At 69.7% G+C, this 22972-nt stretch carries 20 protein-coding genes and 1 pseudogene; 6 read left to right on the forward strand and 15 right to left on the reverse strand.

Annotated elements, in window-relative coordinates; all coding sequences use genetic code 11:
• The 4 genes and pseudogenes from DLJ58_RS34270 to DLJ58_RS17590 all read right to left on the reverse strand — a co-directional run.
• A pseudogene (locus DLJ58_RS34270) lies at nucleotides 1–419 on the reverse strand (hypothetical protein); the annotation flags it as partial.
• 246 nt (nucleotides 420–665) lie between these two features.
• Nucleotides 666–1226, reverse strand: a complete 561-nt coding sequence (locus DLJ58_RS17580; RefSeq protein WP_124857762.1) for a GNAT family N-acetyltransferase — start codon at nucleotides 1224–1226, stop codon at nucleotides 666–668.
• Nucleotides 1223–2644, reverse strand: a complete 1422-nt coding sequence (locus DLJ58_RS34605; RefSeq protein ID WP_244218990.1) for a helix-turn-helix domain-containing protein — start codon at nucleotides 2642–2644, stop codon at nucleotides 1223–1225. The genes DLJ58_RS17580 and DLJ58_RS34605 overlap by 4 nt, the downstream gene beginning before the upstream one ends.
• A gap of 216 nt (nucleotides 2645–2860) precedes the next feature.
• A complete protein-coding gene (locus DLJ58_RS17590; RefSeq protein ID WP_124857764.1) occupies nucleotides 2861–3379 on the reverse strand; it encodes a flavoprotein in 519 nt (172 codons plus the stop codon).
• A 220-nt stretch (nucleotides 3380–3599) separates the two neighbouring features.
• Between DLJ58_RS17590 and DLJ58_RS17595 the strand changes: the two genes are divergently transcribed.
• Entirely contained in the window at nucleotides 3600–4706 is a 1107-nt protein-coding gene (locus tag DLJ58_RS17595) for an FAD-binding oxidoreductase (protein WP_244218991.1), read from the forward strand.
• Nucleotides 4707–4774: 68 nt separating this feature from the next.
• Here DLJ58_RS17595 and DLJ58_RS17600 read toward each other — a convergent pair whose 3' ends face one another.
• Together DLJ58_RS17600 and DLJ58_RS17605 are read right to left on the reverse strand one after the other, a co-directional pair.
• A complete protein-coding gene (locus DLJ58_RS17600) occupies nucleotides 4775–6250 on the reverse strand; it encodes a peptidase M16 family protein (RefSeq protein WP_124857766.1) in 1476 nt (491 codons plus the stop codon).
• A gap of 73 nt (nucleotides 6251–6323) precedes the next feature.
• Nucleotides 6324–7205: a cellulose binding domain-containing protein gene (locus DLJ58_RS17605; protein WP_124857768.1), complete on the reverse strand. Its 882-nt coding sequence runs from the start codon at nucleotides 7203–7205 to the stop codon at nucleotides 6324–6326.
• Between the two features lie 235 nt (nucleotides 7206–7440).
• Here DLJ58_RS17605 and DLJ58_RS17610 point away from each other — a divergent pair, with 235 nt between their 5' ends.
• A complete protein-coding gene (locus DLJ58_RS17610) occupies nucleotides 7441–7938 on the forward strand; it encodes a peptidase inhibitor family I36 protein (protein ID WP_158629605.1) in 498 nt (165 codons plus the stop codon).
• Nucleotides 7939–7957: 19 nt separating this feature from the next.
• Here the strand turns inward: DLJ58_RS17610 and DLJ58_RS17615 are convergent, their stop codons facing one another.
• Nucleotides 7958–10426, reverse strand: a complete 2469-nt coding sequence (locus DLJ58_RS17615) for a hypothetical protein (RefSeq protein ID WP_124857772.1) — start codon at nucleotides 10424–10426, stop codon at nucleotides 7958–7960.
• Between the two features lie 251 nt (nucleotides 10427–10677).
• Between DLJ58_RS17615 and DLJ58_RS17620 the strand changes: the two genes are divergently transcribed.
• Nucleotides 10678–11604 (forward strand): S-4TM family putative pore-forming effector, encoded by a 927-nt coding sequence (locus DLJ58_RS17620; protein ID WP_124857774.1) that lies wholly within the window; start codon nucleotides 10678–10680, stop codon nucleotides 11602–11604.
• Nucleotides 11605–11790: 186 nt separating this feature from the next.
• Here the strand turns inward: DLJ58_RS17620 and DLJ58_RS17625 are convergent, their stop codons facing one another.
• Complete coding sequence (locus DLJ58_RS17625) at nucleotides 11791–12774, reverse strand: YwqG family protein (protein ID WP_124857776.1); 984 nt, start codon at nucleotides 12772–12774, stop codon at nucleotides 11791–11793.
• Between the two features lie 50 nt (nucleotides 12775–12824).
• Between DLJ58_RS17625 and DLJ58_RS17630 the strand changes: the two genes are divergently transcribed.
• Nucleotides 12825–13460 (forward strand): 8-oxoguanine DNA glycosylase OGG fold protein, encoded by a 636-nt coding sequence (locus tag DLJ58_RS17630; protein ID WP_124857778.1) that lies wholly within the window; start codon nucleotides 12825–12827, stop codon nucleotides 13458–13460.
• 5 nt (nucleotides 13461–13465) lie between these two features.
• Here DLJ58_RS17630 and DLJ58_RS17635 read toward each other — a convergent pair whose 3' ends face one another.
• Nucleotides 13466–13834, reverse strand: coding sequence for a DUF4180 domain-containing protein (locus tag DLJ58_RS17635; RefSeq protein WP_124857780.1), 369 nt, complete (start codon nucleotides 13832–13834; stop codon nucleotides 13466–13468).
• Entirely contained in the window at nucleotides 13827–14279 is a 453-nt protein-coding gene (locus DLJ58_RS17640) for a helix-turn-helix domain-containing protein (protein ID WP_124857782.1), read from the reverse strand. The genes DLJ58_RS17635 and DLJ58_RS17640 overlap by 8 nt, the downstream gene beginning before the upstream one ends.
• 168 nt (nucleotides 14280–14447) lie before the next feature.
• Between DLJ58_RS17640 and DLJ58_RS17645 the strand changes: the two genes are divergently transcribed.
• On the forward strand, nucleotides 14448–17792 hold the full coding sequence (locus tag DLJ58_RS17645) for an ATP-binding protein (RefSeq protein ID WP_124857784.1): 3345 nt from the start codon (nucleotides 14448–14450) through the stop codon (nucleotides 17790–17792).
• A 47-nt stretch (nucleotides 17793–17839) separates the two neighbouring features.
• Here DLJ58_RS17645 and DLJ58_RS17650 read toward each other — a convergent pair whose 3' ends face one another.
• On the reverse strand, nucleotides 17840–18799 hold the full coding sequence (locus DLJ58_RS17650) for an alpha/beta hydrolase (protein WP_124857786.1): 960 nt from the start codon (nucleotides 18797–18799) through the stop codon (nucleotides 17840–17842).
• A 44-nt stretch (nucleotides 18800–18843) separates the two neighbouring features.
• Nucleotides 18844–19149, reverse strand: coding sequence for a putative quinol monooxygenase (locus tag DLJ58_RS17655; RefSeq protein WP_124857788.1), 306 nt, complete (start codon nucleotides 19147–19149; stop codon nucleotides 18844–18846).
• Nucleotides 19150–19306: 157 nt separating this feature from the next.
• On the opposite strand from DLJ58_RS17655, the gene DLJ58_RS17660 reads away from it, so the two are divergent.
• Nucleotides 19307–20212 (forward strand): AraC family transcriptional regulator, encoded by a 906-nt coding sequence (locus DLJ58_RS17660; RefSeq protein ID WP_124857790.1) that lies wholly within the window; start codon nucleotides 19307–19309, stop codon nucleotides 20210–20212.
• A 64-nt stretch (nucleotides 20213–20276) separates the two neighbouring features.
• Here the strand turns inward: DLJ58_RS17660 and DLJ58_RS17665 are convergent, their stop codons facing one another.
• The 3 genes from DLJ58_RS17665 to DLJ58_RS17675 are packed head-to-tail and all read right to left on the reverse strand — an operon-like array spanning nucleotide 20277 to nucleotide 22723.
• A complete protein-coding gene (locus DLJ58_RS17665; protein ID WP_124857792.1) occupies nucleotides 20277–21131 on the reverse strand; it encodes an ABC transporter permease in 855 nt (284 codons plus the stop codon).
• Nucleotides 21128–22141, reverse strand: a complete 1014-nt coding sequence (locus DLJ58_RS17670) for an ATP-binding cassette domain-containing protein (protein WP_124857794.1) — start codon at nucleotides 22139–22141, stop codon at nucleotides 21128–21130. The genes DLJ58_RS17665 and DLJ58_RS17670 overlap by 4 nt, the downstream gene beginning before the upstream one ends.
• Before the next feature lie 27 nt (nucleotides 22142–22168).
• The gene (locus DLJ58_RS17675; RefSeq protein WP_124857796.1) at nucleotides 22169–22723 is read right to left on the reverse strand and encodes an NADPH-dependent FMN reductase; all 555 of its coding nucleotides are present in this window, start codon (nucleotides 22721–22723) and stop codon (nucleotides 22169–22171) included.
• Between the last annotated feature and the right edge of the window lie 249 nt (nucleotides 22724–22972).

Consider the following 22972-nt stretch of genomic DNA (forward strand, 5'->3'; position numbering starts at 1 on the left):
TTTTTTTTTTTCAAGCAGAAGGCGGCATACGAGTTTACTACGCGTCTCGTGGGCTCGGAGATGTGTATAAGGGACAGGGTGGGCTCCGCGGGTGGGGTTGGTGGGGCGGCGATGGCGTGGAGCAGGTGCTTGGCGTCGGTGACCTGGTCCTGTTCGGTGGCTGCCTTGGGGCTCAGGGTGGCGATGGCTTCGGCGATCTGGTTCGCCATTGCGATCTGGTGGTGGAGCTTGTCGTCGCCGCTGGGGACGGAGTGAAGGGCTCGGGCGGCCAAGGTGGCGATGTGCCGGGCGAGGGTGGTGTGCGCGTCGGCGGGGTCGAGCTTGTGGTGCTGGATCAGGGCGGGGTCGACGTGCTGGAGCTGGTTGGCCAGCTCGCGAGTGATGAGGTGCTCGTAAACGCCCCGCTCAAGATCCGTCATCCACGCAATCTAATCGGTCGTGGCGTTGAGGCGTTGCCCTGACTAGGCGAGGAATTCCGCGCGTCGGTTCATCGGCAGATGAATATATCGGTGTTTAAGCCTGACGGAACCGATGCCTTGACAACCGATTGTGCTGTGGCTCTCGACGTCCGTGCGGCCAGTCTGCTAGTCAGGGCGGAGGGTTCTCTGCATCTATCGTCGATGTTCCTTGGCTCGGATCGAGCGTCAAACCCGGTGGCTCCACGGCTAGCTAAAAGGACGAGGGCAAATCGGGGCGGTGCGGACCATGACATCGAAGGTTGGTGCGGTTTCCCAGTTGGGGCGCAGCTTGGTGACCTTGTTCCAGCCCCAGGAGCGGTACGCCATCTGGGCGGCAGCATTGTCGGGACGGACCAAGAGCGTGGATCGCGGTTCAGCCCGGCCCGCGACAAGCTCGTCGTGCAGCGCCGCCGCAATGCCCCTACGTCGCCAGGCACGGTGTACCAGCAGCTCGCTGATCGCAAAGGTGCGTTTCCCGTCCTCCTCGGTGAACCCGGGCGGGACGGGCTCATGGATGCCCTCCCACCACCGTGTCTGCGGAGGTAGCGGAAAGCCATAGATGTAGCCGACCAGGGCCTCATCGACCGATGCGGTAGCCAATTCCCATCCAACTCGCTGCATATGCAGATCAAGCTGACGCCGGTAGCGGTCCTCGCTGTAGAACTCGCCGCCACCCGCGTAGACCTCCAGGTAGAGGCCCACGAGCTGATCGAGGATTTCCTTAGCCTCGTTGGCGCTGTGATGGCGAAGTTGCAGGCCTTCGATCACACACTCACCGCCCGGTCATAGGCATCGACGAACTGACGGGTTGTCGTGGTCGCTTGCCGCGGCGCCGCCAAGCTCCCGCGCACGTGCGCGAGATGCTGACTTACCCGCTTCGAGTTGATCTGGCGCACGGCGGGTAGGACGTCCAGAGCGATACGTGCCGCCTCGTTGACGTCGCCCTGCTGGTACACGGCCTCGGAGAGCCGCACCGTGTAGTAGACCTGGTTGCGTCGGTGACCAGGCGAGGGGTTGGCAGTGATCGCGCGCAACGACTGGACAGCGCGTTCGGGTCCGTCGAGGGCAAGGTAGGAGAGCCCTTCGATCCCGTTCAGCTCTTGGGCGTTCACGAAGTGGACGAAACCCTGGTCATCCTCGTGAGTGCCCCGGTCCAACTCCCGGCGCGCCTTGGTCATCTCGCGACTGAATCCACTGGCATCCCTGAGCACGGCGTAAGCGTGCGCCCTGCGCAGGTGCAGCAACGTGGTGAGTCGAGGTGTGGCCCAACCGGCGGAGACCCGTAGAGCGGCTTCGGCGCAGTGCAACGACTCGCCAGGTTGGCTCTCGCGGATCAGTAGGGACAGGTGCGTCAGGGCCCGGACTTCCACTCGTGGGTCATCCGCGATTCGGGCACGGGCTATCGCCTCATTGAGGTACGGCCTCGCCTCAGACCGGCGTTCGGCGTCGATGGCCAGCCAGGCCGCCTCGATGGAAAGGTCGGCCAGGGCGCTTTGGAGCGCGTCGCCGACCTCTCTGCTGTAGCTGGCCCGCGCCGCCCAAGCCGACAGCCTGGTGTGCACTTGGATGGCGACGTCGCAGAGGAGGTCGGCACCGGCTACGGCGTCTGCCCGCCGGAGGTCATCAACCAAGGAGCTCGCGAGCTGCACCTGCTCCATGCCGATTGTCCTGGGCACCTCGGCGGGCCCCGCGAGCAGGTACGTGTGACCGCTAGCAGCGAGTCCCGTGAGCGCGGCCAGTACGTTGAATCGTCGGCGGTCCGTAGCGCCACCCCCTTGGCTTGATGCCTCCTCCACGCTAACCGCCGCGGCGGCCCGCCCGCCCTGCTCGGCTGGCAGATCCTCACCATATGCGCGGTCGGTGCCGTTTGGGATGAGGCTCGTATCGGTCCAGCAAGACTGACCAGGAAGGCGGAACCAAAGGTGTTCTGTGGGTACCCGCAGCAGCTGTGCCCAGTGCGCCAGTCGGTCCAGGTGCACCAGCGGCGGGCCGTTCTCCACCCGACTGAGCTGCGCCTGCGTGATCCCCAACCACCCCGCCACCACGCTCTGCGGCAAGGCGACCCGCCCGTGGTACGGATGGCACCGGTACGCCCTGATCGCCCGCCCCAGATGCCGCTCGGCCAGCGCCAGACGCACCGGCTCGTGCTCCCAGAAGCTCGCCGGCACCACCGGTGGCGCGCTCAACCGGTCTCGCTCGGCGGCCTGGCACGGCGTACACCGTCCGCTGTCGTTGTCCCGGGCGAGCCGTCCGCCGCACCGAGGGCAGTTCGCGTGGGTCACCGGCGGCTCCGTCCATCCAGCATCATCGAGCGTATCCATTGAACACGCTGCGTGGAGCACTGGTATACGCGCGACGCATATCGTCAAAGGACCGCCGAAAAGCGAGCGGACTACAACTACTCAGGACGTGCGCGCCGCCCGCAGCGCCTCGATGACCACGTTCCAACGCCCCGGCCCGTTCACCGACTCCAGCGGCTTCCCGTCCGCCACGACCACGCCGGCAGCGCGCAACACCGCCAGGTGACCTGCGTACGCCGGATGCGCGGCCAACTCCGCCTTGGTGTGCGGAAACGCGATGATCGGCAACCCCGCCCCCAGCGACTCGTTGAGGACGCCCAGCGCCAGCGTGTCGTTGATGCCCAACGCCCACTTCGTGACCGTGTTGAACGTGACCGGCGCGGCCACCACCACATCGGCCGGCGGGTGCGGCTCCGGGTCGCCGGGCATCCGCCACTCCACGCGTACCAGATAGCCGGTCTTGTCTTGCAACGCCTGACGGTCGAGCCACGTCGCGGCGGTCGGGCTCACGATCATGCAGACCCGCCACCCGTCGGCGGTAAGGAGGTCGACCAGCTCGTCGATGTGTTCCGCCGGACCCGCGGCGCAGACGACCAGATAGAGCACCGGGCGTTCCGTCATGCCCGCAGTCTGCCCGATTCGACAGTCGCGACGTCGAGCGCATACCGATCGCGCATGCCACCCATGATCACCACGACATGCCGTTGTGCCTGGTCAGCAGCGACAGTCGACGCATGGCCCGGGGCGGGTGCCTTGTCCCGGAGTTGCGCCGGCCCTCAACGGCGCAGCTCCTCCCCGCCCGCCCCGGTGCCAGCCCATGACTCAACGACTTGGAGCCGGCATGCCCACCGTGATCGACGACGACCCCCCGGCCCGCGTGGGCCTGGCCGCCGCCTGGGACTCGGTCGACATACGGGCCGCCGCAGACTTCTGGTGCACAGTCGAAGACCGCCGAGCTGGGCTGCTCCCACACCGCGACGCGTCGCTCTTCTTCACCGCGCTGGGCCGCCTCCTGGTCGGCGGCGACGACCCGGCGAGCCGGGCGGCGCTGCTCCGGGTGCTCGGCCACGCGTACCGTCATTTCGACCTGCTTCCGCACGCCACCACCATCGGCGACGGGTTGCTCGCCACCGTGGCCCGCCACGCGCGCCCGCTGTGGACGCCGCAGCTCACCATCGCCGCCGAGCGCGCCCTGTGCCGCGCCACGCACGCCATCCACCGCGCCGCCGCGCAGGCCGGCGACGGCCGGGCCTGGTGGCACGTCGAGGTGATCGGCCACGATCGGCCGTCGCCCGACATCGCCATCCTGACGGTACGTCCCTGGCGGCGCCTGCCCTTCCAGCCAGGTCAGGCCGTGCCGGTCTGCACGCCGCGCCTGCCCGGACATTGGCGCTGGCTCTCACCCGCCAACGCCCCACGGGCGGACGGCACCGTCGAGCTGCACGTCCGCGCCGTGCCCGCCGGCACCGTCTCCCACCGCCTGGTCCATGAGGTACGCCCCGGCGAACTGCTCTGGCTCGGCCCACCCGTCGACACCGGCCTGAGCCTCGACCCGGCGAGCACCAGCGACCTGCTGCTCGTCGCCGGTGGCACCGGCCTGGCGCCGCTGCGCGCCCTGGTCGAGCAGGTCGCCGCCGCACCGGACGGCCGGCACGTGACGCTGATCGTCGGTGCGCGCACCTTCACCGACCTGTACGACTCGATCACCCTCGACAAGTTGCAGTGCGCCCACGACTGGCTGACCATCGTGCCGGCCCTCTCCGACGACCCCTGCGCGGAGTCGGCCGAGCAGGGCGATGCCCTGACCATCGCCCGCGGCCACCACCAGCCCGGCCAGGACATCTACCTCTGCGGCCCGCCCGCGATGCTGACTGGCGCGCGGTCACGGCTGCCCGCCCTCGGCATCCCCGCCGCGCGCATCCACCTGCCCAGCGGCTTCACCTGCTGATGGTGTGCCTACCGGACGAACTCTGTCCGGCCCGCGCATGCACGCCGCTCATGACCCTCGACGTTCGGTTACCAGCTGGAACTGAGCTGCCTGACGGCCTGGCGAAAACGCCGCGGCGGCAGGACGGCCCGGAGTTTTTCGGCAGCGTCAGCGAAGTCCGAGATCGTGGTGACGCAGCCGTGGCCGAGGTGGGCGAGCCGGATGACGCCAAACCGCTCGACCACGAGTGCCTGGGACAGCGGGACGGTGTGCACGTTCCCGTCACCGTCCACCGTAGAAATCGCGTCGATGCCGATGACCAGCTTGCCCTTGTTGTGGAACCGCTTGGAGAACGGCGGCCTGACGACCTCACCTGCTGGCATGAAACGGGTGGTCCGGCAGGAATCCTCGGTGGCGCGAGGAAGGTTGGGTTTCGACCCGTACGGTACGACGATCATGGCGCTGGAGAGCCAGCCGGACACGATGTCCCGCGTCGCTTCCGGAGTAAGCCCAGTCAGCTCGCTGAGTGATTCCGAGCTGTAGATCTCAGCCGTGCCGAGCAGCTCCTGGTGGGTCAAGGATTGAAGGTCGCTGATCGACTGCATCCATTCGATGTCGCCCTCCATGGCCATGCGCTGCGTTGGCACCCGGTCAGCGATCTCCACTCGATCAATCCCATCGGCGACAAGCCGTTGCAGCTCGGCCCAGAGCAGCTCCGCCGCGACGGTGGCGTCGAAATTCTTGCCCTTCCTGCCGAAGTCTGGCGTGACCCTCAACCCGAGCTCGTGCCGCGTACTGTCGACGACCTCGCACATGAATTCCGCACCACTGGCCACCCCGGCATCGTCTACTGCCTCAGCGACTCGCGACCGCAGTGCCCACATCAGAAGGACCGCTTCCGCGCTGGGTTCGACACCGACCATCAGCGCGACACCACGGACCTCGTCGGCGTACCAGATCGGCCCCATTTGGTTGTTGACGAGTGGCGTGCTGCGGGTGACTCGCGGGCCGGCGGGCAATGGGAGTCGCATCGCCTGCGGCGGTTCGCCCGTCACGGTGAGGACCGCGTTGCCGCTGGTGAAGGACCTCTCGACGTACCGTCGGATCTCGTCCGCCGTGAAGAGCTTGTAGTCCACTGCGGGCCAGCGCGACAGGCCGAATCCGCTCGGCCCGAAACGCCGCGACAGCAGCGCTCCCCACGGGTCGCGCAGACCTTCGTCGATGTTCGAGACGTACCGGCTGTCCGCATCGAGGCCCGCGACAGCGTCGGACAGATCCTCCGGTGGAAGATTACTGATAGCCGAGCAGATGGTGGCGAAATGCCTCACGACCTGATCAGGTGGGCCACCTGCGAGGAACGACGTGTCGTTCATCCAAATGTTGTCCTGGTGATTCTCCGCGACGTGATCCTCCGTCCAGTCCACCAGGTGCTGGACGAGATGAGTCAGGCCGATGGAGTCGATCTCTTCGTCGCGGGCTCCGCACCCAAAGGTCAACGACGCGGCCAGGGCGCCAGGCACATTGCGTTGGATGACAGTAACTCCGTCTATCTCCTCACGCCGCATGAGCGGATCGTAAGGTGACCGGTCAAGCCAAGGGCTGAGGCGTTCGACCGTCCGAGGCGGCGGTGCTGTTGGGTCAACTGATGGTGTCGCCGAACTCGCGTACCCCGTCGACGTCCAGCGTGATCCGGTCGTTCTCGGTCCACTGGCCGGTGGCGGCGAGCCAGCTCGGGTCGTCGCGTTCGTCGATGGTGCTCCAACTGTGCCGGTGGTGCCGTAGCTGGATCGGCCCGGTCGACTGGCCCGGCGCGAGCGTGCCGTCGGTGAAGGTCAGCTCCACCCAGCCGGGGACCGGCGTTCCCGGGGCCGGGTACGGCGGCGCTGGCGTCGTGATCCCACCGGGCGGCCCGCCCGGCGGACCGAAGAACTGCACGGTCTGCCGGACCCGGTCACAACCCAGCGCGGCCCAGTCGCAGTTCGGCACCAGCGAGGTGTTGCCGCCCTCGAAACGCAGGTGGTAGCGCACCTGCACAGTGCTCAGGTCGAGCGGCCCGGTGCCGGTGTTGGTGACCTTCAGGAGGTGCTGGATCTGGTTGTTCGTCGCTGACCAGTCGAGGTTGAGGTAGCTCACCGTGGCACGTCCGCTGGCGGTCCGCACTGTGGTGGCGGGCGAGGTGTCCGAGTAGCCGCCGAGCGCGCGGGCGGCAATAGCGATCCGGTACGTCGTGCCGGGTGCGAGGTCGGTCAGCGTGATCGTGGTGTCGGTGGTGGAGCCGAGGAAGCGGTACGTGTTCGGGCCCAGCGGCACCTGCACCTCGTAGTTGATCGGCTGCTCCGCACCGGGCTCGACCCAGGCGGAGGGCGCCCAGCTGAGCGTGAGCTGATGTGGTTCGTTGACCACCACCGTGGGGGTGCCCGGGGTGCTGATCGCCGGCCCGTCGGCGCGGGCGGTGTTGACGGCGAGCAGGCTCGCCAGCGCGGCGAGGGCGATGGTGGCGGTGACGCGGCGAGCAGGCATGACCGAATCGTAACCGTCATGCATCGTGGTCAATGCAATGTCCCACGTGCTGGCCGGGGTGCGCCGGAATTGCGCATTGTCAAAATTCTGCACAGATTTCGCCTGGCGATCAATCAATCCTTCTCAATACGCTGACCAGGCGGCGTATCCATCGGTTCTCCGCGCACGCCGCCCAGCTGACCTGGCCGGTGCTGCCGCCCGTCCGTCCCTGCGCGCCCACATCGCGAGGTGTCGAATGGTCATTCCACGTCCGGTTCCTGCCGTGTTCGCGGCCGTACTCTGCTGGCTTTTGATCGTCTTTCCGGCACCCGGTCCGGCCGATGCTGGAGCCGTTGAAAGTCAGGAAATAGCGGATTATCTGTCAACCCACCCGGGTGGGAAGGCGCTCAACGACAACGAGATCAGCTACGACGGCGGGGCGCTCATCGTGACCCTGCGGCGACCGATCGGGACGCTCGCCGCCGCCGACTGTCCCTCGGGCTGGTACTGCTTCTACGAGTGGCCCAACTACGGCTACCCCCGGGGCCGGCTCTCCGACTGCGGCCGGCAGAGCCTCGCCACCTGGCACTGGCAGTTCCGGGTCGAGTCGGCGCACTACAACCTTGGCAGTGGCACGGTGTCGTTCTACTACTACGACACCCGGCTCTTCGACATCGGGGCGGGCAACCGGGTCCGCAGCGACGCGTCCCCCTACCGGAACTGGCCGAACTACGTGGACCGTCGCTGCCGATGACCCGCGCGGCGTGATCGTCTCAGGCGCAGTCGGGCGCGATGGTCCGGTCGGTCCGTCGCTTCGGCAGGAACAGCACATAGTCGAGGATCTGTTCATCGGCCACCGTGGTCGTCTGGTGGCTGAGCAACTCGCCGGTGAGCGGGTTGAACTGCAACGTCTCCCGACGGCCCTGCGTGTCGTCGGCGCTGAAAGCCAGGCCGGAACGGCCGTCCCAATCCGGGTACGCGCCCCGGTCCTGCATGCCCGGCGTCGCCGCCAGCTCGAACAGCAGCGCCGAGACCTGACCCGGGCTCAACAGGTGGTAGCGGAAGATGCGGCTGACCACGGTCAGCATCCCGGCCGCCGTGCGCATTTCCGGCGGTAGCTCGCCCAGCTGCGCAGCCAGCTGTTGCCGCAGCTCCTGCGGGTCCACCGACGGCGCTGGCGGAATCTCGGACAGGTCACCCGGGAGATAGCGGAACGTCGCCGGCGCGCCCGACCGGCGTCCGCGGGTCACCGGGGTGACGACCCGGCGGCCGGACAGCTCCGCGGTCCACCACAGCGTCTCGTCCCGGTAGCTGTTCCGATCGATCCCGGGCGCGAGGTCCGCCGGTGCCCAGACCCGAAGACAGGAGACGGTGTACGCCCCGGCAGCGGCGGTCGGCGCGATGCCCGCGACGGCCAGCGCGAGATCGGTGAGGCGGCCCGACCTGCCGACGACCGTCGGGGTGCTGCCCGTCGACGGCTGGGTGCCAGGTGTCGCCTCGGTCGTCGGTACGACCCGGGCCTCGTCGCGCCCTCTGATCGTGGTGGCCCCGATCATCACCAGCGGTGTCAGGGACACCCCACCGAGCAGGATCGCCAGGACCGCCCGCGCCTTCGGTGGCAGCCGGCTGAACCGGCTGGTGGCGGTCGGGACCCGGACCACCTCCTCGACCGCTGGGCGGCGAGGCCGTGGAACTCTGGTGGTCCGGGCAGAGCCGGTCTGCCGTAGGACCGGCCGATTCACGTGTCGCCCTCCGTCCCGCGCCGAGGGCCACCCCGACGCACTACTGCGGCCGATGGGCGAGGTCACCGATCGGTGGGGCAGCGCGTACCAGCCGGCCGAGGTCTGCCGCTGGGAGATCGGCACCGGGCCCCGATGCCGCGCCGCCGCCTCTGCGTCCAGCGCGCGAGGCGTCTGCTCGAAGGGCGGCCGGTCCAGCGGTGCACCCCGGTTCTGCTGGCTCGGTTGCGGTCCCACCGCGTTGAACCGGGCCGACTGGTCGTTGCCCGGAAACGCGAGCTGCGGAAGCGGGTCGGCCTGCGGCAGGGTCGGCAGGCCGGCCGCCGTCGGCGGGACGACATCGGGGCGGAACTCACGCTGATAGGCGTGTGCCGCGTAGGCGGCCAGCTGGAAGTACCAGGCCCGCCCAGCGCGACCGGCGTCCTCGTAGGTGCAGCTGATCAGCGCCTGACTCAGCAGGGAGAGCAGGTACTGCGCCCGCCAGCTCACCCCCCAGTTGCCCGTCCTGGCCACCACCAACCCGACCGAGTAGCTGGCTTTGATCGCCTTGACCTGTCGCGCGGACAGCCGGTCCGAAGGGCGTTCCTCCGGGTCGATCAGCAGGGTGCGAAGGGCGTCGGTGTCGACGCCGCGGGGGCTGTTCGCCACGTCCGGGCGGACGGCGTCCAGGAGCAGGGTGGCCTGGTCGCGGGTGAGCGGCGCGTCCACGGCGAACCGGTCCGTGTCCACCAGGCAGAACTTCTTGACGTGCACCTGGCCGGCCCGGGAGCAGGCATAGAGGACGTTGCGTTCGTGCAGGTCGCCGTGTGACGCCCCACAGAGCTGGTCGAGCTGGTCGTCGGCGAAGAGCGAACCGGTCTCGGCGAATCGCAGTGGGTGCGGCAGCACCGCCCCGGTCGCTGTGTCATGCAGCCAGTCGCCCTGGACGTCGCCGAGGCCGAGCGAATTCATGGCTTCGGGCAGCTCGTCCCGGGCCCCGGCGTCGGTCAGCTCCCGGCGTACGAATCGGCCGACGCTGGTGCGGCTGGTTCGCCGACCCTGGCGGTACCAGTGGTTCCACACCCCGTCGAGCAGGGCCTTGTAGGCGTCCTTGCGCTGGTCGTCGCGGACCTCGGCCAGTGGAACGAGCTGCTCGGCGCCGTGCGCGATGTCCTGGAACATCAGGTACCGGCCGTCTCCGACCGGGTACGGCGGGTACGGCTGACCGACCAGGTGGCGCTCCGCGAAGCCGGGATCGAGAGTGACAGCCCTGGCGTGCCGGGCGGCCTCCTCGGCCGCCTGCGCGGTGGGCAGCACCTTGACGTACAGCTGCTCGGCGTTCCGGCCGTCACGCCGCTCGGCGATCACCGGGATCAGCTCGGCCTCGCTGTGCCCCCGTCGTCGGCCGGGATGGCACGGGGGCCGAACGACGGCGTCGCGCCCAGCCGCCCACTCCCGCAGCGCGGCCGTGACTGTCACATCCGCTACGTACCGTTCGAACTCGTCAACGAGACCGTCGCCCATGTCCGCCGTTGGACCTTCCACGAGTGGTGAAAGTGGACGCGGACGGGCAGGGGTGGCACGTCCGAGTGAGGGGTGCGCGGGTAAACGCGAAGGTCAAGCTACCTCAATTTTCGGGCGAACGCGGCATTAATTCGCAGCGGATCCCGCACCCTACCTAAAGGTAATAAAGAGTCACTTAACGCTCCCGGAAAAATGCAGTCCGTGACATGTCGATGAATGGATATACGATCGTCACGGAACGGGAGGTTGAGGTGACAGAGCGCACGGAGACCCTGCTCCAGCGGCAGCGCCGACCCGAAATGATGGCGTTGCTGCACGCGATGTCGGTCTGCCACCGCAGGGCCCAACGCCTCGACAACCTCCGAATGGCGCTCTCCGTCGCCATTGGCGTCGCCGGGGCGGTGGTCGCCTTCACCGGCGTGTCCGCCAACGCCGTCACCGCCGTGGGCGCCCTCTGGGCGGTGGTCAACGCGATCGGGCTCGGCTCCTGGTCGACCGGGCAGCTCCGCCGGGCCGCCGTGCTCCAGGAGATGTTCGACGTACGACTCTTCCGGCTGCCCTGGAACGCGGTCGCGGCCGGCGACCCGATCGGCCCGCCGGAGGTCAGCCGCCTCGACCGCGCCTACCGGGGCGACGAGCAGTACCTCCGGGACTACTACGAGGTCCCCGACCTGCCCCGCCCGTACGACGTGCTCGCCTGCCAGCAGCAGAACCTCGGGTGGGGTGCCCGGGTGCGCCGACGGTACGCGTACACCGTGCTCGCCGGCGTGGCGCTCTGGGCGACGGTGGGGGTCGTCTTCGCGGTGACCGCCGACCTGACCGTCTCGGCACTGCTGACGCAGTGGTTCGTGCCGTCGCTCGGCGTGCTGCTGCTCGGTTTGGAGATCTACCGGGGTCAGCGCGGGGTGGCCGCCGAACGGGACCGGGCCCTCACGCTCCTCCAGCAGCAGGTCGCCGCCGCCGCCCGGCACGACGCCGACCCGGCGACCGAGGCGGAGTTGCTGACCCTCGCCCGGCAGACCCAGGACTTGATCTTCCACAGTAGGCAGGGGCAGGCGCGCGTCCCGGACTGGTTCTTCCGGCGGTTCCACGCCGCCGACCGCACCGACTTCCAGGCGGCGATGGACGACCTCGCGAACCTGCTGCGGACCGGCACGCCCGCCGCCCATCCCGACTGACATCGGCCGCACAGCCTCTGGAGCCGCTTTCGCCGGCAACTGGTCCGACACTGCGTACGCCATCTGCGCCACCGCGTAACCGGCAGGTCGTCCGGCGGTGGCCACCCCGGCGCTCGGGGTGGCCACCGCGTCGCTACCGGCAGTCGGTCGGCCCCGACAGGCCGTGCCGTCCGTGCTCGTCCGGCCTCACGGGTTCCAGTAGACGAGGACGCGGGCCTGGTCGAAGCGTCGTTCCTTCAGGTCGGCACGCTGGATCACCCAGTGGATGCTCGCGCCGCCCTGTCTGCCGCCGTGGAACTCGGCCAGCAGAACCCAGTCACCATGGTCGGGTGGCCCGCCAACCCCTCGCACCGACCCGTCGTGGCCGGACCGGCCCGAGGGGTTGGCGCCCAACCACGCGGGGTTGAAACCGTTGCAGTCAGTGCCGTAGCCGCCCAACAGCAGCGGCGTCGGGCCCCCGGCGCAGAACATGCCGTCCGGCACTTTGCCCAGGACGTCCTGCCACACCTTGGTCATCTCTTCGAACGGGGGATCTCCCGGCAGCGGCGGAGACCACGGGGGCCCCGGGATCGTCTTGACGTAGGGCAGAGAGATGTCGACGGTGAGGTGCAGATCGCCCTGCGGGATCTCGTAATAGACCTCCGCGTACTCGTCGTCGTCCGGAGGGAAGTCGGGCGGATACTGCGCTCGCTCCTGGACCGCCACGTCTGCCGGCACATATCTGACCTCGCCCCAGCCGCTTTCCTCGGGCCAGCCGAACAGCAGCAGTTGGCCGTCGGACGGTAGTGGAAGGTCGGTCACGTCTGCCGGAAGAGCGGCGCAGTCGATCGTGGCGATCAGGGGGTACTCGGGGTCCTCGGCGTCGGCCGGAAGCATCACGGGTCCGCGGATAACGCCCACGACCGGTCCGTCACCCCCCTGTGTCAGGAGGGCGGAGGGGCGGGCGAGCCCCAGCCAGCGCTCCACGTCGGCGGCGGGGATGCCGCGGCGCAGCGCCTCGGCACGGACCTGATCGATGATTTTCGCGTTTCGGGGAAGCACGGGAGCACCGTAGGTCAACCGTGCGACGTTCTCGACCCCGCCGGATGCTGGCTGCCCGCAAGACAGGCGCACCTGCAATCGATACCGCGATTTGCCGTCGGCGGGCGGCAGGTGGAAGCGCCCGACCATAGCGTCCGAACCACGGAGTTCCGCGAGCGCGCGATCTGTGGGAGGCGACCATGCAGACGACCGAAGGTGTGGTGTTGCCGGGGGAGCGGGCCCCGGTCAGGTTCAACATGGACAGGTGGCGGGCTGGGCTACCACCGGATGCGTGGCCCGACACGCTGCCGGCGACCGGCGAGCTCTGGCGGCGCGACGTCTTCGCGGTGGCCGACGCGTACCGGGCGGGGTCCGCGAGCCCACGGCAACTACTGACGGCCGCGCTGGTCTGGGCTTACGGACCCATCGGGTACGGCCCGTGGCGCGCCGCCAGGTCGCTCGACGCCGATCCGCACGGCAAACGCCTGGCGTACGCGCTGGAAGAGGTGTCCACGCCAGCGCCCGACGAGGACGCGCTGCGCACGGCGTACCGCCGCTTCCGCGACCCGGACCACGCTCGCCTGCCCTGGTTGGGGCCGGGCCTGTGCACGAAAGTCCTCTACTTCGTCGGCTACCGGCGGGGGGTGGGCGGCGTGCAGCCCCTGATCCTCGACCGGGTCGTGGCCGGCCAACTCCCCGCCGAGGCGGGTGTCGGCCGGCGCAACGGGTGGTCGTCCGAGGAATGGCTGGCCTATCTGCGGTGGGCGGCCGAGCAGGCTCGGATCAGGGGAGTAGAGCCGGACGCGGTGGAGATGGCGGTCGTGCCCGACCGGTGAGGTGGCTATCGGGCGGCGCGGAGGCGGGTGTCGAGCGCGTCGAGGTCGGGGACGAACCAGATCTGCCCACCCTGGTTCGACTCGTGCACCAGCGCGCGCAAGGCGGAGCTCTCCGCGAGCTGCGCCGAGATGTCGCCGATGACTGCCAGCCGCACCCGGTAGTTGACGAACTTCTGCATCACGTCGCCGGCGAAGCGGGTGCCCAGCGAGAAGAAGCGTTCGTCGAGTCGGTTTGCCGGCACGGCGACCACCTGGGCGCCGAGGAACGCCGCCCCGATCAGGTCCAGCGCGTCCTGCTCGGTGGCCACCGGCGGCCCCGCCGGGTCGCAGACCAGCACCGGCACTCCGGCGTGTTCCTGGATCTCGTCAGGCATCGTGGACCTCCCGGTCGAGCAGGCCGTTGTCGGCGTTGAGCACGGCGTCGAGCAGGTGCAGCAACTCGGCGGTGGCGGCCGGGTCACCCAGGATGATGATCTTCAAACGACGGCGTTCCTCGTCGTGCACCGTCTGCACCCGCAGCGGGTTGGCCTGGTCGTGGCCGGTGTTGGCGCTGGCGAGCACGAGCGTCCCGAGCCGGTCGGCGGCGGCTCTGTCGACACCGTCGATCTGGACGATGCTCGACACCTCCGCCTGCCTGGCGACGCTGGGCGCGGTCGGGGCCTGTCCGGTGAGCGCGTCGAGATCGCTGGCGGCGATCCGGTACTGCTTGCCGATCCGCACCGCGCGCAGCCGGCCCGAGCGGATGTAGCCGCGCACGGTGCGCACATGCAGATTGAGCCGGTCGGCCACCTGCTCAACTGAGTATATTTCTTCCGTCATCGCTCCCTACAATACCCGAATAGGGAAGCATAGGGAGCGATGGGGCTGACTCGTTGGCGACATCAGCTCCAAAGGCTCCGAACCCGTCTGGATCGGCGAGACCCCGCGAGGCGTTCGGCCGGCTAACTCGCTCGCGCTGTCGGACGGTTCCAGTACCGTCTGGAAACCATGGACGCGCTCGGCGACGCCATCATCGGGCGGGATCACCCCGCGGGTCTGCTCCGCGCCGAGTTGGATCGCGCCACCACCAGCCACGGCGGTCTCGCCCTGGTCACCGGCGAGCCGGGCATCGGCAAGACGACCCTCGTCACGTCGGCGGCCCGGGAGGCCCGGCAGCGCGGCGCGCTGGTGCTCGGCGCCGCCTGCTGGGATTCCGACAGCGCCCCCGGCTACTGGCCCTGGGTGCAGGTGCTGCGCGGGCTGCGGCGCTCCGCCGACGACTGGGCGGTGGCACGGCCGGATGCCGAGCCGGCCCTCGCGGCCCTGCTCGGCGAGACCGACACCAGCAAGCAGCAGGCCGAACGGCTCAGCAGTTGGGCCGGCGTCGGCACCGGTGCGGACAGCGTCGGCACCGGTGGGGACAGCACCAACCAGGAAGAGTTCGCGCTGTACGACGCGGTGACCGCCGCGCTGGTCTCGGTCTCCCAGCAACGGCCGGTCGTGGTCGTCCTCGACGATCTGCACTGGGCCGACCCGGCCTCGCTGCGGCTGCTGAGCTTCGCCGCCCAGCACACCTGGTTCGAGCGGTTGCTGCTGGTCGGCACCTACCGCGACGCCGAGGTCGAGTCGGGCGAGCACCCGCTGCGCCCTTTGCTGATGCCGCTGCTCGCGAAGGCCACCACGATCACTCTCACCGGCCTCTCCCGCGACGAGGTGGCCGCGCTGATGGCCCGCACCGCCGGGCGGGCACCCGACGCCGACCTCGTCGACGAGGTGCACCGGCGCACCGGCGGCAACCCGTTCTTCATCGAGCAGACGGCCCGGCTGTGGCACGCCGACGACGCGGCCGGCACGATCGCCCCCGGCGTACGGGAAGCGGTGCGCCGCCGCCTGGCCCAGTTGCCGCCGTCCGTGGTCGAGGCGCTCACCGTCGCGGCCGTGCTGGGCCGTGAGTTCCACCGCCAGGTCCTGGCGGCCTGCGGTGCCGCCCCGGTGGCGCAGGTCGACCGGCTGCTCGACCGTGCGGTGACCGCCCGACTGGTGGTGGCCCGGGGCGGCGGCCGGTTCGCCTTCGCCCACGACCTGGTCCGGGAGACCCTCTACGACGGGCTGTCCCACGACGAGCGGCAGGCGCGCCACGGCGCGGTCGTCCGGGCGGTCGACGACCTGCGGGAGCTCACCGATCGGCTGGTCCCGGCCGACCTCGCCCGCCACGCCTACCTCGCGGGCCCCGCACTCGACCGCGCCCGGGTGGCCACGCTGCTGGTCGCGGCCGGGCGGGACGCGTTCGTCCGGCTCGCCGCCGACGAGGCGGCGGTGCACTTCCGTCGGGCGCTGGAGGTCGTCGAGGACCGGGAGCAACGCGTCCGGATCCTCGTCGAATTCGGTGAGGGGCAATATCACCACGCCGGCCGGGAGGAGTCCGCCGCACTGCTCGCCGAGGCCGGGGCGCTGGCTCGCACGCTCGATGACCCGGTGTTGCTGGCCCGTGTCGCCCTGATCGTGAACCGGGCCCGTCAGGTGGAGACCGTTCACTCGATCGACGCGGCGGAGTTGGTGCGCGACGCCTACCGAAAACTGATCGGCGAACCGGCCCCGGACGCCTCGGTCGGCGCGCTGGTCGCCGACCTGATCACCGCCACCGAGACGATCGCCCGTCGAGGGCAGGACGACGAGGCGCTGACGTTCAGCCTCTGGGCCCGCCACGACACCACCTGGGGGTTGGGCACCGCGGCGGCCCGCGCCGCGCTGACCGCCGAGATCCGGGATGTGGCCCGTCGTACGGGAGACCGGGAAACCGAGCTGTGGGCCACCTCGCTGCGCTGGGTGGCGCTACTTGAGTTGGGCGACCCGCACTTCAACGAGGAGTTGGCCACCTTCGTCAACGCCGACAGGGGCGGCGACGCCAGCCGGCACCGCATAGCGGCGACCATCGACAGCGGGATCATCGCGGCTTTCCGGGGTGACTTCACCGAGGCCGACGAGCGGTTCGCCATCCTCAGCGACTTCTCCGACCCGAGCCACGCTGAATTCGGGTTCATGGGCCATCACCTGCGCTGGTCCCGGCTGTTGCTCCAAGGTCGGTTCACCGAGGCCGACACCCTGCTGGACGCGCTGGCCCCGATCGACTACCCCTACCAGGAGTTGCTGCGGGCGATCACCGCCGCGGAGCGGGGCGACGGCGAGACGGCGGTTCGGCTGACCGCCGGCATCGAGGCCGCTGCCATTCGCTACCCGCGCCCGGTGTCGCCGATCTGGCTACGGTTACGCGCGCAGGCCGCTGCCGCGTCCGCCGACCCGCAGCGCTGCGACGCCGCACGGGCCGCACTCGCGCCGCACCGGGGAGAGTGGATGGTGGCGCTCTTCGGCTGCGACGTCAGCGGCCCGGTCGACCACTGGCTGGCACTCATCGACGTCGCCCAGCAACGCTGGGACGACGCCATCGCCGGCTTCACGGCCGCCCGTGCGTCCGCCGACCGGCTGGGCTCCCGTGCCTGGTCGCTCATCGCCCGCGCCAGCCTTGTGAACGCCCTCGCCGGCCGGGGCCACCCGGGCGACGCCGCGACACTGGCCGCGCTGCGCGCCACCACCGCCCAGCAGGCAGCCGCTCTCGGTATGACGCAGGTGCTGCACCGGATCGCCGAACCGGCCCCCATCAACGCGGCCGAGCAGACCGCCACCGCACCCCAGGTCGTCGCGCCGGATCAGGCCGTCGCGCCGGATCAGGCCGTCGCGCCGGATCAGGCCGTCGCGCCGGCCGCGGCAGCCGCGCCCGGCCAGGCCACGGCGGTCGCGCCAGCGATCGAGGGATACGAGTTTCGGCGCGACGGGCCGGTCTGGCAGCTCGCGTACGACGGTGTCGTGGTGCACCTGCCCGACGCCAAGGGCCTGCATGACCTGCACCTGCTGCTCAGCCGTCCGGGCAGTGACGTACCGGCTGTCGAACTGCTCGACCCGGCGGCCGGGCCGGAGCTGGTCGTCGCCCGGCGGATGGGTGGTGATCCGGTCCTCGATGACGAGGCGAAGGCCCGCTACCGGCGGCACCTGGCACGCCTCGACGAGGAGATCGACCGGGCCGCCGCTCGCGACGACGACCGGAAGGTGTCCAAGCTGGACGCCGAACGGGGTGCCCTGCTCGACGAGTTACGTGCCGCAGCGGGGCTGGCGGGGCGGAGCCGCCGCCTGGGCGACGAGGCCGAGCGGGCCCGCAAGACGGTGACCGCGCGAATCCGGGACACGCTGCGCAAACTCGACGAGCGGCACCCAGCGCTCGCCGGCCACCTGCGCGACTGCGTCTCGACCGGCAGCACGTGCTGTTACCTGCCACCCTCGCCGCTGCCCTGGCGGCTCTGAACGCGTGGCCGGCGCGACGCGTGGTCGACACCGGCCGCGGGTGCAGGTCAATCCTTGAGATCAGGGCTGGGGTCCAGGACTCGGGCGAGCCAGTCGGCCTGGGCGCGCCGGGCTGCGTCCGAGACGCGGACCTGCGGGAACAACGCCGAGAACCCGTGGAAGCCGCCGGCCCACACATGCAACTCGGCCTGGCCACCGGCGGCCCAGATCCGGGTGGCGTAGTTGACGTCCTCGTCGCGGAAGACCTCGGCGGTGCCGGCGTCGATGTAGGTGGTCGGCAGGCCGGAGAGGTCGTCCGCCAGCGCCGGTGAGACGTACGCCGAGGCGCTGTGCCCGCCGAGCACGCTGCGCCACCCGAACTCGTTCATCTCCCGGGTCCACACGCCGTCGGGGCCGGTGTACTGATGGCTGGAGGTGGTCTCGTTGCGGTGGTCGAGCATGGGGCACGACAGCAACTGGGCGGCGATGGCCGGGGTGCCGAGGTCACGAGCCATGAGTGTGACACCGGCGGCCAGGCCACCTCCGGCGCTGGCACCGGCCACCACGATGCGGGCCGGGTCGATGCCGAGGTCAGCGGCGTTCTCGGCCACCCAGAGCAGGCCCTGGTAGCAGTCGTCGACGAGGGTCGTACCCGTTGCCTCCGGTGCCAGCCGGTAGTCAACGGTGACCACGACGGCGCCGAACCGGTCGAGCCATTCCAGTGGGACGTCGATGTTCGAGAAGCGGTCGCCCCACATCATCCCGCCGCCGTGGATCCAGTAGACGCAGGGCGCGTCGGCCCCAAGGCCGGTGGGGCTGAAGATCGACAGCGGGATCGGGGTGCCGTCACTCGCGGGAACGGTGACCTCGCGCCGCTCGACCACGCGGCCGTCCAGGTGCGTCTCGATCGGCGGTTGGGGGAAGTGGCGGAGCAGCTCGATCACCTCGGGGCCGAGGGGCGGCATGGGCGGCAGCTCGGCCAGGGGTGCGAGCAACTCGGGGTCGATGGCCGGTCGGGTGGGGTTCATGGGAGTCCTTTCGGTTCTACGGGGGTCGGTGAGGGGTTGCCGGGTCAGAAGCTCGCCTTGCCGCCAACCGGCACCGCGTCGCTGTACGTCGAGTCGCCGGCCAGCAGCGGCTGAAGCTTCGCGACCAGGGTCTGCGCCTGCTCCCCGGCGAAGAACGCGCTGTGCGCCTCGGCGCTGGTCCAGCCTTCGATGACGTGGACGACGTCGGGGTTCGAGGCCGAGCGGGACACCATGAAGACGAGGCAGTCGTCGTGGGGCAGGGACGGCGCGTCGAGCAACAGGTGGATCAGCTCGTCCGCCTTTCCCGGCTGGGCGGTCATGGTGGCCTGGAATCCGTGGTGAACGGTCATCGAAGTGACTCCTAATCGGCGAACTATTGCTGCGATCTCGGAAAACTGACACTTCAATAAGAGCATCGCTACCAGCGGAAACGTTATAGGAATGCTCTCTGGTCCTTGCCTGATCCTCTCGTTTTGACGAGCATCGGCCATGTGCTTCAATCGAGCCGTGTATCTCGATGAGCTGCGGGCGTTGCTGGCCCGCCACGCCCGGCCGGACATGAGCACCGCCATCGACGGGGTGCTCATCTCGAAGGTCGATGAGCAGACCGCCCCGACCACGTCGATGTCGGGCACGGTGCTGGCGCTCATCGCCCAGGGCGCGAAGCGGATGGCGCTGGGCGACCGCGTGTACGAGTACCGCGCGGGCCAGTACCTTGTGGCGTCGGTGGATCTGCCGGTCACCGGCCGCTTCACCCAGGCCAGTGCTGACACGCCGGCTCTGGGGTTCGGGCTGGTGCTGCACCCGGCCACGGTCGCGGAGTTGCTGTTGCAGGCGGCACCGGGCGACCTTCCGCCCCTGCCGGGCGGGGCACCGTCAGGCATGGTGGTCAGCGACGCTCCCGACGAGCTCGGCGACGCGGTGGTCCGACTGCTCCGGCTGCTGGACCGGCCCCGGGACGTCACGGTGCTCGCGCCCCTGATCAAAAGGGAGATCCTCTGGCTGTTGCTCAGCGGGGAGCAGGGTGCCGCGGTCCGGCAGCTCGGCCTGGCCGACAGCAGCCTCAGTCACATCGCCCGCGCGGTGCGGTGGATCCGCGACCACTACGCGGAGGCGTTCCGGGTGGAGGATCTGGCGCGGCTGTCCGGGATGAGCGTGTCGGCGTTCTACCGCAACTTCCAGGCGGTGGCCGCGATGAGCCCGATCCAGTTCCAGAAGCAGATCCGGCTGCAGGAGGCGCGGCTCCTGCTCGCCACGCACCCCAACGACGTCACCGGGGTGGGCAGCCGAGTCGGCTACGAGAGCCCGTCGCAGTTCAGCCGTGAATATCGTCGCCAGTTCGGCGCGCCTCCCAGTCAGGACGCGAGCCGCCTGCGCGGCATCACACGAGCCGAGGTGCCGGCGGTCGTCTGATCGACGACCAAACAGCCGACGGGCGCCGCCACAGCCGTGGCGGCGCCCGTCGCTCGAATCAGGGTCAGCGGCGGTTGTACTTGTACATGGTCAGGGTGCCGAAGACCAGGACGAAGCCGGCGCTCCACAACAGCAGCCACATCGTGGCCGACGGGTCCGACTCGCCGCTCATCGCTCCCCGGATCGCGGCCACCAACTGCGTCACCGGGTTGACCTTCACGAACGCCTGAAGCCAGCCGGGCATGGTGCTCGGCTCGACGAAGACGTTGCTCAGGAACGTCAGCGGGAACAGCACCATCATGCTGACCCCCATCACCGACTTCTCGCTGCGCAGGATCAGCCCGAAGAACGTCCACACCCAGGAGAACGCGAACGAGAAGATGACCAGCAGGCCGATCCCGACGGCAGCCCCGAGCACCCCGCCTTCGGGGCGGAACCCGAGCACCAGCCCGAGGCCCAGGATCACCAGAGCGGCGAGGATGTAGCGCAGCACGTCGCCGAAGATCATGCCGACCAGGGCGGCCGGGCGCCAGACCGGCAGCGTCCGGAACCGGTCGAAGATGCCCTTCTCGATGTCGGTGTTGAGGCCGACGCCGGTGTACATGGTGATCATGACGACGCTGGTCACCATGATGCCGGGCAGGAAGAACTGCAGGTATTCGCGCGGGCTGCCGGCGAGGGCGCCACCGAACAGGTACGTGAACATCAGCACCATGATGATCGGGAACGCGGTCACGTCGAAGAGCTGCTCCGGCACGTGCTTGATCTTCAGCATGGCCCGCCAGCCGAAGGTGAGCGACGCGCCCAGCGCGCTCGGCCGGGGCGGTCGGGCACCGGGCGCGAGCACGGTAGCCAGCGCCTCGGCGGACGGAACGTAGACGGACGGCGCCCGTTCGGCGGTGGTCGTGGTGTCGCTCATCGGGCTGCCTCCAGCTCGTCGTCGCGCTCGTCGGTCGGCACGGCGGGGTGATCGGTCAGGGCCAGGAAGACCTCGTCCAGGCTCGGCTGGCCGAGAGAGAAGTTGTCGACCACGATGCCGGCGCGGGCCAGGTCACTGAGCACGCGAGCGGCCTGGGCGCTGGCGTCGAGGTCGGTGCCGGCCTCGCCGACGCGGGCGGTCAACGCCACCGGATCGGCGGCGAGCTGCACCGGCACGTCGAGTGCCTCCCGGAGCACCCGCTCCGCCTCGGGGCGCTGAGCGGGGTCTCGCAGTCGCAGGTGGACGGTGCCGGAGCCGATCGACGACTTCAACTCACCCGGGGTGCCCTCCGCGATCACCCGGCCGTGGTCGACGACCGCGATCCGCCCGGCGAGCTGGTCGGCCTCGTCGAGGTACTGGGTGGTCAGCAGCACCGTAGTGCCGTGCGACACCACCGCCCGGACGATCTCCCACACCTGGTTGCGGCTGCGCGGGTCGAGGCCGGTCGTCGGCTCGTCGAGGAAGAGAAGATCCGGGGTGTTCAGGATGCTGGCGGCGATGTCGATGCGTCGCCGCATCCCGCCCGAGTACTTCTTCACCTGGCGGTCACTCGCCTCGGTCAGACCGAACGCGGCCAGCAGGGCCGCGGCGCGCTCCCGAGCGGCCGGCTTGCGCAGGCCGAGCAGGCGGGCGAGGAGCACCAGGTTCTCCGTACCGGTCAGGTCCTCGTCGACGGAGGCGTACTGGCCGGTGAGGCTGACCCGGGAACGGACCTTGTCGGCCTCGGTGACCACGTCGTGCCCGAAGACCCGGGCCGAGCCGCCGTCGGGCCGCAGCAACGTGGCGAGCACCCGGACCGCTGTGGTCTTGCCCGCGCCGTTCGGGCCGAGCAGACCGTAGACGGTGCCGGCGGGCACCTGGAGGTCGATGCCGGCCAGCGCCCGGGTGTTCCCGAACGAGCGGGTGAGCCCCTGGGCCTCGATGGCCAGACCGGTGGTGCGTCTACTCATGATCCTTACCTTTCGTGTTGGGCGTGTTCAGGAGACGTAGGGTCGAGCCGCCCGGCCGTCGCGCAGCGCCAGACCCCACCAGCGCAGCTGGTCGAGCAGGACGCCGACGTCGCGTTGCAGCTCGTCGGTGCACTGGGCGGTCGGCTCGCCGGCGAGCAGGTCGATCCCGACGACGTCGCGCACCGTCATCGCGTGCAGTGCGGTGAAGACGGTACGTAGTTGGTCGACCGCGTGCAGTCCGGTGGACCGGCAGCCGTACGACACGAAGCCGACCGCTTTGGCCTGCCACTCGTCGTACGCGTAGTCGATGGCTTGTTTCAAGGGTGCCGGGAAGCTGTGGTTGTACTCGGGGGTGACCACGACGAACGCGTCCGCCCGGCCCACCTCGCGGACGAACGCCCGGATGGACGCGGTCGGCTCGGCCGGGTAGGCGGCCGGGAAGTCGTACTCGGTCAGGTCAACGACCGTCACCGCCAGGTCGTCGTGCCGCGCGGCCTGCTCGACGAACCAGTGCGCCAGCCGGTCGCCGACCCGTCCCTCCCGGGTGCTGCCGACGATCACGGCGATCCGCAACGGTGCCATGGCCCACCTCCCTTCCACACTGAAGGCGCGAGGTGACGACACGCGCCCGCTAGATCCGATCTAGCGGGCCGGGACTCCCTGTCGCCAATCGTGGACCGAAGCCGACCTATGCGGGCCGTCCGGCCGTATCAGCCCTCTGGTCAGCATCCAGTCGGTCGGATGGCAGTGCTGTTGCCATTCCATTGATTAAGCAGGGCCGATGTCTGTACGGTTCCTGACGGCACGGGCAGGCAGGGTTGTCCGTTCCGG

Source organism: Micromonospora arida, assembly GCF_003857035.1.
GTDB lineage: Bacteria > Actinomycetota > Actinomycetes > Mycobacteriales > Micromonosporaceae > Micromonospora > Micromonospora arida.

What these genes read in the sequence shown, in the direction of transcription:
- DLJ58_RS17640 (WP_124857782.1), bottom strand. Translation starts at nt 14,279, where the DNA reads ATGACGGAAGAAATATACTCAGTTGAGCAGGTGGCCGACCGGCTCAAT.
- DLJ58_RS17665 (WP_124857792.1), bottom strand. Translation starts at nt 21,131, where the DNA reads ATGAGCGACACCACGACCACCGCCGAACGGGCGCCGTCCGTCTACGTT.
- DLJ58_RS17615 (WP_124857772.1), bottom strand. Translation starts at nt 10,426, where the DNA reads ATGGGCGACGGTCTCGTTGACGAGTTCGAACGGTACGTAGCGGATGTG.
- DLJ58_RS17655 (WP_124857788.1), bottom strand. Translation starts at nt 19,149, where the DNA reads ATGACCGTTCACCACGGATTCCAGGCCACCATGACCGCCCAGCCGGGA.
- DLJ58_RS17675 (WP_124857796.1), bottom strand. Translation starts at nt 22,723, where the DNA reads ATGGCACCGTTGCGGATCGCCGTGATCGTCGGCAGCACCCGGGAGGGA.
- DLJ58_RS17625 (WP_124857776.1), bottom strand. Translation starts at nt 12,774, where the DNA reads ATGGTCGGGCGCTTCCACCTGCCGCCCGCCGACGGCAAATCGCGGTAT.
- DLJ58_RS17630 (WP_124857778.1), top strand. Translation starts at nt 12,825, where the DNA reads ATGCAGACGACCGAAGGTGTGGTGTTGCCGGGGGAGCGGGCCCCGGTC.
- DLJ58_RS17650 (WP_124857786.1), bottom strand. Translation starts at nt 18,799, where the DNA reads ATGAACCCCACCCGACCGGCCATCGACCCCGAGTTGCTCGCACCCCTG.
- DLJ58_RS17645 (WP_124857784.1), top strand. Translation starts at nt 14,448, where the DNA reads ATGGACGCGCTCGGCGACGCCATCATCGGGCGGGATCACCCCGCGGGT.
- DLJ58_RS17590 (WP_124857764.1), bottom strand. Translation starts at nt 3,379, where the DNA reads ATGACGGAACGCCCGGTGCTCTATCTGGTCGTCTGCGCCGCGGGTCCG.
- DLJ58_RS17605 (WP_124857768.1), bottom strand. Translation starts at nt 7,205, where the DNA reads ATGCCTGCTCGCCGCGTCACCGCCACCATCGCCCTCGCCGCGCTGGCG.
- DLJ58_RS17610 (WP_158629605.1), top strand. Translation starts at nt 7,441, where the DNA reads ATGGTCATTCCACGTCCGGTTCCTGCCGTGTTCGCGGCCGTACTCTGC.
- DLJ58_RS17600 (WP_124857766.1), bottom strand. Translation starts at nt 6,250, where the DNA reads ATGCGGCGTGAGGAGATAGACGGAGTTACTGTCATCCAACGCAATGTG.
- DLJ58_RS17635 (WP_124857780.1), bottom strand. Translation starts at nt 13,834, where the DNA reads ATGCCTGACGAGATCCAGGAACACGCCGGAGTGCCGGTGCTGGTCTGC.
- DLJ58_RS17670 (WP_124857794.1), bottom strand. Translation starts at nt 22,141, where the DNA reads ATGAGTAGACGCACCACCGGTCTGGCCATCGAGGCCCAGGGGCTCACC.
- DLJ58_RS17595 (WP_244218991.1), top strand. Translation starts at nt 3,600, where the DNA reads ATGCCCACCGTGATCGACGACGACCCCCCGGCCCGCGTGGGCCTGGCC.